Origin of the sequence: Serratia sp. BIGb0163, assembly GCF_024809935.1 — a bacterium.
Lineage (GTDB): Bacteria > Pseudomonadota > Gammaproteobacteria > Enterobacterales > Enterobacteriaceae > Serratia > Serratia quinivorans.
The window spans coordinates 2165639-2178313 of record NZ_JANUDZ010000001.1 but is presented as its reverse complement, the minus strand read 5'-3'; the positions used below and the strand labels follow the sequence as shown (position 1 = coordinate 2178313).

Annotated in this window: 14 protein-coding genes; 11 read left to right on the top strand and 3 right to left on the bottom strand. The window is 59.2% G+C overall.

Going from position 1 to position 12675, the window contains the following annotated elements; all coding sequences use genetic code 11:
- Positions 1 to 7: 7 nt before the first annotated feature.
- From M2406_RS10430 to M2406_RS10420, 3 genes are read left to right on the top strand one after another with little or no spacing between them, the layout of a single operon-like run.
- The gene (locus M2406_RS10430; protein ID WP_112362513.1) at positions 8 to 298 is read left to right on the top strand and encodes a nucleotidyltransferase family protein; all 291 of its coding nucleotides are present in this window, start codon (positions 8 to 10) and stop codon (positions 296 to 298) included.
- A complete protein-coding gene (locus tag M2406_RS10425; RefSeq protein WP_112362512.1) occupies positions 295 to 657 on the top strand; it encodes a DUF86 domain-containing protein in 363 nt (120 codons plus the stop codon). The genes M2406_RS10430 and M2406_RS10425 overlap by 4 nt, the downstream gene beginning before the upstream one ends.
- Complete coding sequence (locus M2406_RS10420; protein ID WP_259189854.1) at positions 644 to 1387, top strand: 4'-phosphopantetheinyl transferase; 744 nt, start codon at positions 644 to 646, stop codon at positions 1385 to 1387. Before M2406_RS10425 ends, M2406_RS10420 begins: the two co-directional genes overlap by 14 nt.
- Before the next feature lie 34 nt (positions 1388 to 1421).
- Here the strand turns inward: M2406_RS10420 and rarD are convergent, their stop codons facing one another.
- The gene (rarD, locus tag M2406_RS10415; RefSeq protein WP_259189853.1) at positions 1422 to 2306 is read right to left on the bottom strand and encodes an EamA family transporter RarD; all 885 of its coding nucleotides are present in this window, start codon (positions 2304 to 2306) and stop codon (positions 1422 to 1424) included.
- Positions 2307 to 2446: 140 nt separating this feature from the next.
- On the opposite strand from rarD, the gene alkB reads away from it, so the two are divergent.
- Positions 2447 to 3094 carry a DNA oxidative demethylase AlkB gene (gene alkB, locus M2406_RS10410; protein ID WP_012145879.1) on the top strand — a complete coding sequence of 216 codons (648 nt, stop codon included), beginning with the start codon at positions 2447 to 2449 and terminating at the stop codon, positions 3092 to 3094.
- On the opposite strand, the gene M2406_RS10405 is transcribed toward alkB, so the two are convergent.
- Positions 3077 to 4012, bottom strand: a complete 936-nt coding sequence (locus M2406_RS10405; protein ID WP_198010397.1) for a LysR family transcriptional regulator — start codon at positions 4010 to 4012, stop codon at positions 3077 to 3079. The two genes, alkB and M2406_RS10405, sit on opposite strands and share 18 nt — an antisense overlap.
- An 84-nt stretch (positions 4013 to 4096) precedes the next feature.
- On the opposite strand from M2406_RS10405, the gene M2406_RS10400 reads away from it, so the two are divergent.
- Positions 4097 to 4726 carry an alanyl-tRNA editing protein gene (locus tag M2406_RS10400; RefSeq protein WP_259189852.1) on the top strand — a complete coding sequence of 210 codons (630 nt, stop codon included), beginning with the start codon at positions 4097 to 4099 and terminating at the stop codon, positions 4724 to 4726.
- 17 nt (positions 4727 to 4743) lie between these two features.
- Here the strand turns inward: M2406_RS10400 and M2406_RS10395 are convergent, their stop codons facing one another.
- The gene (locus tag M2406_RS10395; protein ID WP_012145876.1) at positions 4744 to 4992 is read right to left on the bottom strand and encodes a hypothetical protein; all 249 of its coding nucleotides are present in this window, start codon (positions 4990 to 4992) and stop codon (positions 4744 to 4746) included.
- Between the two features lie 175 nt (positions 4993 to 5167).
- Between M2406_RS10395 and M2406_RS10390 the strand changes: the two genes are divergently transcribed.
- From M2406_RS10390 to M2406_RS10365, 6 genes are read left to right on the top strand one after another with little or no spacing between them, the layout of a single operon-like run.
- The gene (locus M2406_RS10390) at positions 5168 to 6793 is read left to right on the top strand and encodes a TIGR04028 family ABC transporter substrate-binding protein (RefSeq protein WP_026142441.1); all 1626 of its coding nucleotides are present in this window, start codon (positions 5168 to 5170) and stop codon (positions 6791 to 6793) included.
- 10 nt (positions 6794 to 6803) lie between these two features.
- Positions 6804 to 7748: an ABC transporter permease gene (locus tag M2406_RS10385; protein ID WP_259189968.1), complete on the top strand. Its 945-nt coding sequence runs from the start codon at positions 6804 to 6806 to the stop codon at positions 7746 to 7748.
- Positions 7745 to 8635: an ABC transporter permease gene (locus M2406_RS10380; RefSeq protein ID WP_012145873.1), complete on the top strand. Its 891-nt coding sequence runs from the start codon at positions 7745 to 7747 to the stop codon at positions 8633 to 8635. The genes M2406_RS10385 and M2406_RS10380 overlap by 4 nt, the downstream gene beginning before the upstream one ends.
- Positions 8632 to 10305, top strand: a complete 1674-nt coding sequence (locus M2406_RS10375; protein ID WP_259189851.1) for an ABC transporter ATP-binding protein — start codon at positions 8632 to 8634, stop codon at positions 10303 to 10305. The genes M2406_RS10380 and M2406_RS10375 overlap by 4 nt, the downstream gene beginning before the upstream one ends.
- Complete coding sequence (locus M2406_RS10370) at positions 10295 to 11341, top strand: putative FMN-dependent luciferase-like monooxygenase (RefSeq protein ID WP_112362503.1); 1047 nt, start codon at positions 10295 to 10297, stop codon at positions 11339 to 11341. Before M2406_RS10375 ends, M2406_RS10370 begins: the two co-directional genes overlap by 11 nt.
- The gene (locus M2406_RS10365; RefSeq protein ID WP_259189850.1) at positions 11338 to 12456 is read left to right on the top strand and encodes an alkylhydroperoxidase domain protein; all 1119 of its coding nucleotides are present in this window, start codon (positions 11338 to 11340) and stop codon (positions 12454 to 12456) included. The genes M2406_RS10370 and M2406_RS10365 overlap by 4 nt, the downstream gene beginning before the upstream one ends.
- The last annotated feature ends 219 nt before the right edge of the window (positions 12457 to 12675 follow it).

Below are 12675 nucleotides of genomic sequence, written 5' to 3'. Positions count from 1 at the left end.
TTAACCGATGCGGCCATCAATCGTATTAGCTGAAAAACGTCATGCTGTTCGCGAAGCGGTAGGGCTGTTTCATTCTGCAAATCCGCGCGTCTTTGGGTCGGTGCTAAATGGAACTGACAGAGACGGCAGCGATCTTGATCTGCTTGTGGATGCACTACCCGGTGCGACAATGTTTGACTTGGGTGGCTTGCAGGCCGAACTCGAGGCGTTGTTGGGGATTCAGGTTGACCTATTGACACCTGCCGACTTGCCGGTCAAATTTCGGGCTAAGATTCTTGCCGAGGCAAGACCAGTATGAACGAGAATCGGCTTGGCGATTACCTCGATCATATGGTACGGGCCGCTTCAGATGCATGCAACTTTGTTGATGGTGTGAGCCAGGAAGATTTTCTTGACGATAAACGCACCCAACAGGCAGTAATAATGAGTCTGATCATCATAGGTGAAGCCGCCACCAAAGTGATGGACAATAATGAGCTATTTACTCAACAGCACCCGGAAGTGCCTTGGCGCAGTATGCGAGGCATGCGTAACCGAATTGCACATGGCTATTTTGATATTAACCTCGATGTGGTTTGGGCTACGGTGCAAACGGCCCTACCTGAGTTATTGATCCAGTTACGTGCCTTACGTCATGAGGTTGATGACAAAAACTGAAGCGTCATTGCTACGCTCCCAACATGGACAACCTGTGTTCTCTTCTTTTATCCCCAGCATTGAATGGCTGAACCTGGATGATTACCCAGGACGGGTTGCCCGTTGCCGCTTTTCTTTGGCGAACTATCAGGATGGCTGTTTCGACGCCATTGGCATGAGCATCCCCGAACATCTGGCCCGTGCCGTGCCGAAGCGGCGGGCGGAGTATCTGGCCGGGCGTTACCTGGCGCGGGAGTTGCTGGCTACGCTGGGGCTTGCTGATTTCACGTTGCTGCGCGGGGAAGACCGTGCGCCGCAGTGGCCGCAGGGCATCGCAGGGGCAATCAGCCATAATGCGGACACGGCGCTTTGCGCCGTACACCGTGAAAGCGGGCTGGGTGGCGTGGGGCTGGACGTTGAAACGTTAATCCCCAGCGCACGGGCCGAAGAACTGTGGGGGGCTATCGTCAGTGAGGTGGAGTGTGAATACCTGCGCGCCCAACCGCAGGCATTCAACTGGCTGCTGACGCTGGTGTTTTCTGCCAAAGAAAGCCTGTTCAAAGCCTTGTACCCACAGGTGCGTAGCTATTTTGATTTTCTCGATGCACGCCTGGTGGCGGTTGATATACAGCAACAAACCTTTGCATTCGAACTGCTAAAACATCTCACGCCGCATTGCCACGCTGGCCGCCGTTTTGGCGGTCGTTATTGGCAACAAGGTGACGATGTCACAACTTTTATCTGTTTATAATCAATGAAATGAAAAAGTTGCACTGTCACATTAATCACAAGGCCCGCCGCCGTCGAACCAGGTGGCGGGCGCCCTCCGACACCAGTAACAGCACTGCCAGCCAGATCGGAATATAGGTCAGCCATTCATCCCGGCCGATGCTTTCGCCAAGTAGCAGCGCCACGATCACCAGTAGCACCGGCTCTACGTAGCTCAGCAGGCCGAACAGGCTGAACGGCAGCAGGCGGCTGGCCAGGATATAACACACCAACGCGGCGGCGCTGATTACCCCGAGCAACGGAACTTGCCAATAGAGCGCCGGGCTGATGCTCAGCGCGGCCAGCGGCCCGTCACCACCGAAGGCGAACCAGGCGGCCACCGGTAACATCAATGTCAATTCACACCACAGCCCACCGAGGTTGTCGGTGCCGAAACGGCGGCGCAAAATAAAGTAAACCGGATAGCCCAGCGCCACCACCAGCGTGGTCCAGGAGACGCCGCCCACCTGATACAGCTCATTACCAACGCCGATAATCGCGCAGGTAACCGCCAGTTTTTGCAGTAAAGAAAGCCGATCGCGGAAGATCAAACGCCCCGCCAGCACCATGGTCAGCGGCAGCAGGAAATAGCCCAGTGACACCTCCAGCGCTTTGCCGTGCAGCGGCGCCCACAGGAACAACCACAGCTGAACCCCCAGCAGCGCCGAGCTCAGCGGCAGAAACAGCAGGCGGCGCGGTCGTTGTTTTATCCAGCACAGCGTCTCGCTGACCTTGCGCCAGTCGGCGGAAAACAGCATAAACAGCGTCAAAAACGGCACGGTCAGCAGGGTGCGCCAGCCAAACACTTGCTCACCGTCGAGCGGCGTCAGAGTGGAAGTGTAGTAATACATCACGCCGAACAATATTGAGGCGATAACGGAAAGCGCTATTCCTTTAATCACGGGCCGTCCTGAAAAGTGATTGATTTTATTGCCGCCCACTCTAGTGAAGTTTGGTGCTGACAACAATGCCGCGTATCACACTGGACAATCGGCAGTGGCGAGTTAAAATAAATACTGTGTATTAATACAGGTGTTATGCGATGACCCTCGATCTTTTTGAAGACTCCGTACCGCCGCCATGGCGGGAACAGATTGCTCCCGGCGCGGTGGTGATGCACGGTTTTGTGCGCGATCACGGTCCGGAGTTGCTGGCGGCAGTGAATGGGGTGATCGCTCAGGTGCCGTGGCGGCATATGACCACGCCGGGCGGTCACGTGATGTCGGTGGCGATGAGCTGGTGCGGCAACGGCTGGAGCAGCGACAGCCGCGGCTACCGTTACTCAGAGCGCGACTCGCGCAGCGGCAAACGCTGGCCGCCGATCCCGGCTATCCTGATGGCGCTGGCGGATGAGGCGGCGCAGCAGGCGGGTTTTGCCCCTTTCGTGCCGGATTCCTGCCTGATGAACCGCTACGATCCGGGCAGCAAGCTCTCGTTGCATCAGGATAAGGACGAGCATGATTTCGGCTCGCCGATCGTTTCCGTCTCACTGGGACTGCCGGCGGTGTTCCAGTTCGGCGGCATGCAACGCAGCGATCGCGCCCAGCGCATACCCTTGGCGCACGGCGATGTGGTGGTGTGGGGAGGTCCGTCGCGCCTGTGCTTCCACGGGATTATGCCAATTAAAGAGGGTTACCATTCGCTGGTGGGGCCACACCGTATCAACATCACGCTACGTAAGGCGCTTTAGCTGCGGCTCTTTTGCCAAACAGGCAACCAGATAGTCGATAAACACCCGCAGCTTGGGCGGCAAGTGCTGGTTGGGGCCATACAGCAGCCACAGGCCGCCGTGGTAACTGCTGAGAAAGTCCCATTCCGGTAACACTTGCACGACTTCGCCGCTGTCCAGCGCCTGCCGGGCAGTAAAGTACGGCAGGCTGCCAATGCCAATGTGCTGTTTTACCGCATCCAGCCGCACGCCGGTGTGGTTGGCGGCATAACGCCCGTGCACGTTTACCGTCACCGATTTACCCTCTCGCCGGAATTTCCAGCGGGCGTCGTTGGGCGTTTCCCCCAGATAAATGCAGCTGTGCTGCGCCAAATCCTGCGGATGCTGTGGCGTGCCGTGCTGCGCCAGATAACCGGGGGTGGCGCACAGCAGGTGTTCGATAGTCATCAATTGGCGGCCAATCAAGCCGGGAGAAGGGCGCTCGGTAATACGCAGCGCCAGATCGACCCGATCGTCAATCAGGTCCATATAGCGATCTTCCAGCCGCAGGCGAACGTCTACCTTGGGATAACGGCGTAAAAACTCCGGTATGTGCGGGTGCAACACAAAGCGACCCACCGCCTTGGGGACGCTGATGCTGACCAGCCCTTCGGGTTCCACCGCCCCACGGCCGCTGAACGCCATGACCGAGTTCGCGGCGTCTAACATGCTGCGACAGCGCAGAAACACTTCTTCGCCTTGTTCACTCAGGCGCAGTTTGCGCGTGGTGCGGTGCAGCAGTTGCAATGCCAACGCCTGTTCGAGTTTGGCCACGCTGCGGCTGGCAGCAGAAGGAGAAGTGCCCAGCCGACGGGCAGCGGCGGAAAAACTGCCGCTCTCAACGACCTGAACAAAAACGGCCATTTCGGCCAGCAGCGAATGAGAGAGATTTGTGCTCACGGCGCAAAGGTCCATTGTATCTTTGATGGATTATGCTTTGATTATGGCATGAATATAATGGAGCCACTAACCAGGAGAAAAACCATGACCGAACGGCTTTATTATTATAGCGATGACTTACAGGGCGAAGCACAGGTGCTGGCCTGTACTCCGGTTGAAGACGGCGGATACGCGATAGAGCTGAACGCCACGCTGTTCCACCCGCAAGGCGGCGGACAACCGGCAGACGGCGGCCTGCTCGGTACTATCCCGGTGCTGCGTGTGGCACAACAGGGCGAAAAAGTGCTGCACTTTACCGCCGAGCCGCTGCCCGAAGGGCCGGTGAGCGTGCAGGTTGATGGCGAACTGCGCCGCTTGCATACCCGTTGGCATTCCGCCGGACATCTGATTGGCTGGTTGGGTGAAACGCGCGGCTGGCAGCCGGTCAAGGCGCACCACTGGCCGGGTGAAGGACGTATTACCTTCGTGCCGGACGCAGAACCCCAAACCCTGGATCAGGATTTCCTGCATGCAGAGTTGGCGCGACTGATTGCGGCGGATTTCCCACGCAAACAACTGACGGTTGACGGCCTGCGTCAGGTAGGTTTTGGTGAATTGCCTACATATGGTTGCGGCGGTACCCATGTCCCTTCCCTGGCTGAACTGGGTAGGGTAAATATTACCGCGCTCAAGATGAAGAAAGGGCAGTTGATTGTGCAGTATGAGCTGGGCTGAGGTTTGAGCCGGAGCGATTATTTCGTCGGCCCGGCCTGTCGCAGCATGGTGCAGAAAGCACACTGGCATCCCGCCTGCGGCAGCGCTGCGCAGGTGCCGATGTTGACCGCTTGCGCGTCCAGCGCGTGAAATCCGTAAAACAGATTCTCCAGGCTGTTTTCCGCTGAGCGCGTCTGTTCCGGCTGCGTCTCGGGCACTTTGGACTGAAACGCGGCGGCGCGTCCGGCTAACAAGCCAAGGAACAACAGCGAGAGCTGAATTTTCATTTTCGTCTTCCCGGTTTGATTTCTGATACGTTATAACAAAACATCTCTTCTGCCAACCACCGATGCCTTGTGCATTTTCCGCCATTGGTTAGCGAAATTAGTTCGTTCAACTCCCCGCCGATTTGGTTTGTTATCTAACCCATAACATTCCGAAATAAAGAAGGCGTGGCACACAATGTTTAATTTCTCTTTCAATCGATTAACCAGTGGGATAACAGTGGCATTGGGACTGGCGGCGGCGATGAATCCGGCGCTGGCGTCGGTGCAGGGCGGCACGCTTGTCTACCTGGAACAGCAGGCGCACACCAACCTTTATCCGCCTTCCGGCGGTTTCTACCCCAACGGCGGTATCCTCAATCAAATCACCGACAAACTGACCTACCAGAACCCGCAAACGCTGGAGATTGAGCCGTGGATTGCCGAGTCCTGGAGCAGCAACGCCGATAAAACCGAATACACCTTCAAGCTGCGGCCTGGCGTGACTTTCTCCGACGGTACACCGCTGGATGCCAATGCAGTGGCGAAAAACTTCGATACTTATGGCCTGGGCAATAAAGAGAAACGTCTGCCGGTGTCCGAGGTCATCAATAACTACGACCACAGCGAAGTGATCGACCCGTTAACCGTCAAGTTTTACTTCAAGCACTCGTCTCCCGGCTTCCTGCAGGGCACCGCCACCATTGGTTCTGGCCTGGTTTCGCTCAGCACCCTGAACCGCAGCTATGACCAACTCGGCGATGCGCGCCATATCATCGGTTCCGGCCCGTTTGTGGTCAGCGCCGAGACGTTGGGGCGAGAGGTCAGCCTGAGCGTTCGCAAGGATTATCACTGGGGCCCGGCCAAATTGGCTCAGCAAGGGCGCGCTAATCTGGATGGCATCAAGGTGATTGTCACCGGCGAAGACAGCGTGCGTATCGGTGCGTTGCAGGCTGGGCAGGCGGACTTTATTCGCCAGATCCAGGCCTACGACGAGAAGCAGACGCAGGAACAGGGCTTCACGATTTACGCGGCCCCCACGCGTGGCGTCAACGATAGCGTCGCCTTCCGGCCGGATAACCCGCTGGTGAGCGACCTGCGCGTGCGTCAGGCACTGCTGCACGCCACCGACAGTAAGCAAATTGTCGATACGCTGTTCTCGGTTAACTACCCACAGGCTAAATCGGTGATTGCTTCTTCCGCCGCCGGTTTCGTCGACTTATCCGCCAAGCTGAAATTCGACCCGGAGCTGGCCAACCGTCTGCTGGATGAGGCGGGCTGGAAAAAGGGCGGCGATGGCCTGCGCGAGAAGGACGGCAAAAAATTGCTGCTGAATGTCTATGAATCGCTGCCGCAGCCGCAGAACAAGGCGGTGCTGCAGCTGGTTTCGCAGCAGTGGGGCAAGGTCGGCGCGCGCTTGAACATTCTGGCGGGCGACGCCGGCAGCAAGGTGGCGGATAACCTCGATCCGCAGAAAACCCCGGCGGCGGTGGTGGAGGTGGGACGGGCGGATCCGGACGTGATTAAGAGCCAGTTCTACCCGACCAACCGCGATGCGCTGTTGCAGCAGGGCGGGACGGGCAAAAACAGCGCATTCAAAGATGACAAGCTGAACGCGCTGCTGTTGGGCATCGCCTCTGAGGTGGACCCACAAAAACGCCTGCAGATTGCCGGTGAGGCGCAGAATTACCTGCTTGATCAGGCCTATGTGATCCCGTTTTTCGAGGAGCCGCAGGTGTTTGCCGGTGCACCTTATCTGAAGGGGGTTAGTTTCGAAGCGGTCGGTCGCCCGAGTTTCTACGGCGCCTGGTTAGAGAAACACTGAGGAGGCGATGATGAGCCGATATCTGGCGCGGCGCATCGGGCAGGCGCTGCTGGTGCTGTGGGCGACCTTTAGCCTGTCGTTTCTTCTGCTGCAGGTGCTGCCCGGCGATGCGATCCTGATTAAGTTCCAGAACCCGGACATGGGGCTAAGCCCGGCGCAGATCGCCGATATGCGCGCAGCCTATGGCGCTGATGTGTCGCTGTGGCAGCAGTATCTGCATGCGTTGGGTAACGTGCTGCGTGGGGATCTGGGGTATTCCATTCAGGCCGGGGTGCCGGTCACCGAACTGTTAGCCACCAACCTGCCCGCCACGCTGCAACTGGCGGTGCTGGGCTTCACGCTGGCGCTGCTTCTGGCACTGACGATTGCCTTTATCTCCAACCTGACCGGTTTTGGCTGGCTGAGAGCGGCACTGCAGTCGCTGCCGTCGCTGTTTGTCTCGGTGCCGACCTTCTGGCTGGGGATTGTGCTGATCCAGGTGTTTTCGTTCCAGTTCAAGCTGATCCCGGTGATCAACCCGGGTGAATGGCAGGGGCTGATCTTGCCGATTGTGACGCTGGCGGTACCGATCTCCGCCCCCTTGGCGCAGATCCTGATCCGCAGCATTGATCAGGTGCAGACTCAGCCGTTTGTCGCCGTGGCGCGGGCCAAAGGTGCCAGCCGTAGCGGGGTGCTATGGCGGCATGTGGCGCGTAACGCCATGCTGCCTGCGCTGACCATCGCCGGCATTCTGCTGGGTGAGTTGATCGCCGGGGCGCTGATCACCGAAACCGTATTTGGCCGTAGCGGGCTGGGACAACTCACCTTACAGGCAGTACTGAACCAGGATGTGGCGGTGTTGCAGGCGATAGTCGTCATTTCCGCCGCCGCTTTCGTCACTCTCAACCTGCTGGTCGATCTGCTGTTCCCACTGTTGGATCCACGGCTGAAAACCCATACAGGAGCCGCCGTATGAGCAGTATTTCCTTTGAAAAGACCGTCGTGCCGGAGCGTGACCTGGGGGGCGTGGAAAGCGAAGGCACGTTATCGACCAGCCGTTCACGTCGTCGACGCGTGCCGCTGACGTTGCTGCTGGCCTGGACGGTAATCGCCATTGCGGTGCTATGGGCGCTGGCCCCTCAGTTATTCACCGCTTACAGCGGCACTGAAGGCATCGCCGGGGCGCAGCGCCTGGCACCGGGTGGCGCACACTGGCTGGGTACCGATCAACTGGGCCGCGACCTGTACGCACGCATTGTCTATGGTGCCTCGCAAACGCTGTCCGCGGCGCTGGTGGCGGTCGCATTGGGCTTGCTGCTGGGCACGGCACTGGGGCTGATTGCCGGTGCGGTGGGGGGCATTGCGGACGAGGCGGTGATGCGCTTTGTCGACGTCTTGCTGTCGATCCCCGGCCTGCTGCTGTCGCTGAGCATCATTATTTTACTGGGATTTGGCACGGTTAACGCCGCCATCGCCGTCGGTATTACCTCGGTCGCCAACTTTGCCCGCCTGGCGCGTGCCGAGGTGGTGCGGGTGCGCCACAGTGATTACGTCGAGGCGGCCTATGGCAGCGGCGGTACCTTCTGGGCGGTGCTGTGGCGGCACATCCTGCCGAACTCGCTGACGTCGGTGATCGCCTTCTCGGCGCTGCAGTTCGGCAGCGCTATTTTGGCGATCGCTACCCTGAGTTTCCTGGGCTATGGCACTCCGCCGCCGACGCCGGAGTGGGGGCTGTTGATCGCCGAAGGGCGCAATTATATTTCCACCGCCTGGTGGTTGACCACTTTTCCGGGGTTGGCGGTAGTGGCGGTGGTGCTGGCGGCCAATCGCATTAGCCGTGCGCTGGGGAGAGGGCAACCATGAGTATTCAGACGGCATTACAACGGGCGGCGGCCACGCCGGTGCTGGAGCTGGAGCAGGTGTCGATAGCCTATCAGGGGGCAACCGGCAGCCAACGGGTGGTGCATCAGGTGTCCTTCGCCATTCAACCGGGGGAAGTGGTGGCGCTGGTCGGTGAGTCCGGTTCGGGGAAAACCACTACCGCGCAGGCGATCATTGGCTTGCTGACGGAAAACGGCCGTCTGGAGCAGGGCGCTATCCGTCTCAACGGTACCGATATCAGCCACTGGTCGTCCCGACGGCTGGACGCGGTGCGCGGCGCGCAAATCAGTTTGATCCCACAGGATCCGTCCAGCTCGCTCAATCCGGTGAAAACCATTGGCGAACAGGTGGCGGAGATCCTCAATATTCATCACAGGTTACCGCGTAAGCAGGTGCAACAGCGGGTGGTGGCCCTGTTGACCCGCGTAGGTCTGACGCACCCGGAGCTGCGGGCTCGTCAGTATCCACATGAGCTTTCCGGTGGCATGAAACAACGGGTGTTGATCGCTATTGCTATCGCGCTGCAACCGGCGCTGATTATCGCCGATGAGCCGACCAGCGCGCTGGATGTCACGGTGCAAAAGCGCATTCTCGATCTGATCGACGAGCTGCGGCAGGAATTTGGTACCGCGGTGCTGCTGGTGACCCACGATCTGGCGGTGGCGGCAGAGCGTGCCGACCGGCTGCTGGTGTTTCGCCATGGCCGGGTGCAGGAACAGGGCGTGACCGCCGAAGTGCTGCGTGCACCTACCAGTGACTACACCCGGCGGCTGTTTGCCGACGTGCCGTCGTTGAGCCGTGCGGCTGTGCCAAAACCTAGCGAGGGCTTGCAAGAGTTGGCGATCCAGGTGAATGGGCTGGTGAAAGATTTCCGCCTGGCTGGTGTCGGGGGAAAAACTTACCGCGCGCTGGATCAGGTGTCGTTCAGCGTGCCGCGCGGCACCACCCATGCGCTGGTGGGGGAGTCTGGTTCCGGCAAGACCACTTTGGCGCGCTGCCTGCTCGGTTTCCAACGGCCGGATGCCGGACAAATCATCATCGACGGCGTCGACTTCACTCAGTTGAAGGGCGAGGCGCTGCGGCAGTTCCGTCGCCGTATTCAGTTGGTGTACCAGAACCCGTTCGGCTCGCTTGACCCGTCGCAGACGCTGTATCAGGTGATTGAAGAGCCGTTGCTGAACTTTGAGCCGCTGGGCAAAGCCGAGCGCTATCGCCGGGTACGTGAGCTGTTTGAGCGTGTGGCGCTGCCGGACGAGCTGCTGAGCCGTAAACCCCGCGAACTGTCTGGCGGCCAGCGCCAACGGGTGGCGATTGCCCGGGCACTGGTGCTGCAACCCCGGGTGCTGGTGCTGGACGAAGCGACCTCGGCATTGGATGTTACGGTGCAGGCGCAGATCCTGCGGCTGTTGCAGGATTTGCAGCAGGAACTGGGGCTGACCTATTTGTTTATCTCACACGATCTGGCCACGGTGCGGCAGATTTCACACAGCGTTTCGGTATTGCACCGGGGGATACAGGTGGACAGCGGCGCGACCGGCGAGCTGTTCGCCATGCCGGGCAGCGATTACACCCGTCAGTTGATTGAGGCCATTCCCGGCCGTCAGTTTTATGCCGAACAGCCCAAGAGTGAGGACGTATTCTATGAGCAGTAAAAGACTGGGGTTTTTCACCCGCCTGTTGGATCAGGGCAGCGCGCAACAGCGCTACCGGTTGGCGACAGAGCAAATCCTGCATGCCGAGCGGGCCGGGTTTGATAGTGCCTGGGTGGCGCAGCACCATTTTCATGAAGATGAAGGCGGTTTGCCCTCACCATTGGTGTTCCTGGCGCAGGTGGCGGCACGAACTCGTCATATCCGGCTGGGCACCGGGGTGATCACGCTGCCGATGGAGTCGGCCATTCGGGTGGCGGAGGATACCGCGGTGCTGGATCTGCTATCCGACGGCAGGCTGGAGGTAGGGATTGCCGCCGGGGGGACACCGTCTGCGTTTGGCGCCTTCGGTTTGGATGCCCAACAGCGCCACGCGGTGTTTGCCGACAACTTCAGTACCTTGCTGCGCGCCTGGCGCGGTGAGGCATTGGGTGGCGAAGATAACCGGTTGTACCCGGCAGCGCCACAGTTGGCAGAGCGGGTGTGGCAGGCGACCTTTTCTGTCGAGGGGGGCGAACGCGCGGGGCGGGCCGGCGATGGTTTAATGCTGTCGCGCACGCAACCGCGCCCGGCGGATGCGCCAGATCTGCCGCTGGACGAATTGCAGAATCCGATTATTGATGCCTATCTGGCGGCGCTGCCGCCTGGCATCGCGCCGCGCATTATGGGCTCACGTACTGCATTAGTGACCGATAATAGCCAACAGGCGCGGGATTTTGCCGCACAGGGGCTGGGCCGGGGGCTTGAACGTCTGCGTGCCAGCGGCCACCGACCGGCTGACGAATCGCTCGATGGGCTGATCCGCGCCTTTGACGTGCATCTTGGCACTCCGGATCAGGTGATTGCTTCGTTGCAGAAAGACAGCGCGTTGGCGCGGGTGACCGATTTGGCCTTCCAGGTGCATTCCATCGATCCGCCGCATGCCCACATTCTGCGTTCTATTGAGCTGATTGCCCGCCATGTTGCCCCAGAACTGGGTTGGCAACGTCGCACTCCTGTTTCGAACTCCTACGAACATCACGCTGAGGAAAAGGTATGACTGCAACATTGAATAATGACGACCTGCTGGCCGTGCTGGCAGAGATCGCACCCGATTCCGCATTGGCGCAGGCCAGAGTGACGCGGCAGGCGGCGACGGATGCGATTCAGGCCAGCTATCTGGCGTTGTTCGCACCCGCCGATGCCGGCGATTTTCCGATAGCGCAGCGGCTGCAGACAGCGCAGCGCATCAGCGAATGGCATGCGGACAAACCCCTGGCGGCCCATTATGCGGCGTTGCTGCAACAGCAGGGCGGTGCAGAGGATAGTCCGCGTTTGCTGGCGGCGTTGGATCATGCCGAACGGTTGGCGTTCAAACCCGCCAGTGCTGACGCGCAGCATTTGCAGGCATTGCAGCAGGCCGGTTGGTCACTGGATGATGTTGTCACCCTGTCGCAACTGATCGCTTTTGTCAGCTTCCAAAGCCGTTTGCTGACGGGCTATCGGCTGCTGAGTGGCAAGCCGGTCGAAAGTGGCAGTGCCTCATCCGTCAGAGCCGGCAGTTGGCGTACCGAGTCCGCTACCCTGAGCGGCCGCCATGCTCCGCCAAAGTTCACCCGTCAGGAGTTGGGTTGGGAACCGTGGATCGCGGCCAAACCGCTGGCGGAGTTTGATGCATCAGGTCAGGCGTTGTTAACGCGTTTCGGGCATAGCGACTCGGATTATTTTCGCCTGTTGGCACGTAACCATCCGGTACTGGAACAGCGAACGCTGGCGGACCGAGCCATTTTCTATACTCCGGGCGGGTTGGAACGTAAGGATCGCGAACTGGCGGCGACGGTCGCCAGCAAGGTGAACGGTTGTATCTATTGTGCCTCTGTACATGCACGCAAGGCGGCGCAGTTGTCCAAGAAAACGGACGAGGTGCAGCGCCTGCTGGACGTGGCTCCGGGCGGTGTATTGAGTGAGGGGCAAGGGGAAGCGTGGCGCGCACAGATCGATTTTGCCGCGGCGTTGTCCGCTACGCCGCCGCAGGCTAATGCCGATCATCTGGTAGCGCTGCGTGCGCAGGGGCTGGACGAGCTGGCGCTGCTGGACCTGGTGCAGTCGACGGCGTTCTTTGCCTGGGCAAATCGGCTGATGCTGACCCTGGGTGAACCCTTCGACGACCAATAAGCCTGCTGCCAACCACCGCTATATAAACCGGGGCGAAAGTTTTCGCCCCTAAACAATTTAAGATAATAATTACCTTTTCAGGCATATCTTTAACGTTATTAACAAATGGACATATCTCTTGTCGTTATTATAACGAAGAACTCAAACTGCATAAATTGCTCGCCGTCATGAATGCTCCGATACTGATTCCATCAATGAATTTAATTTATATCAGATAAA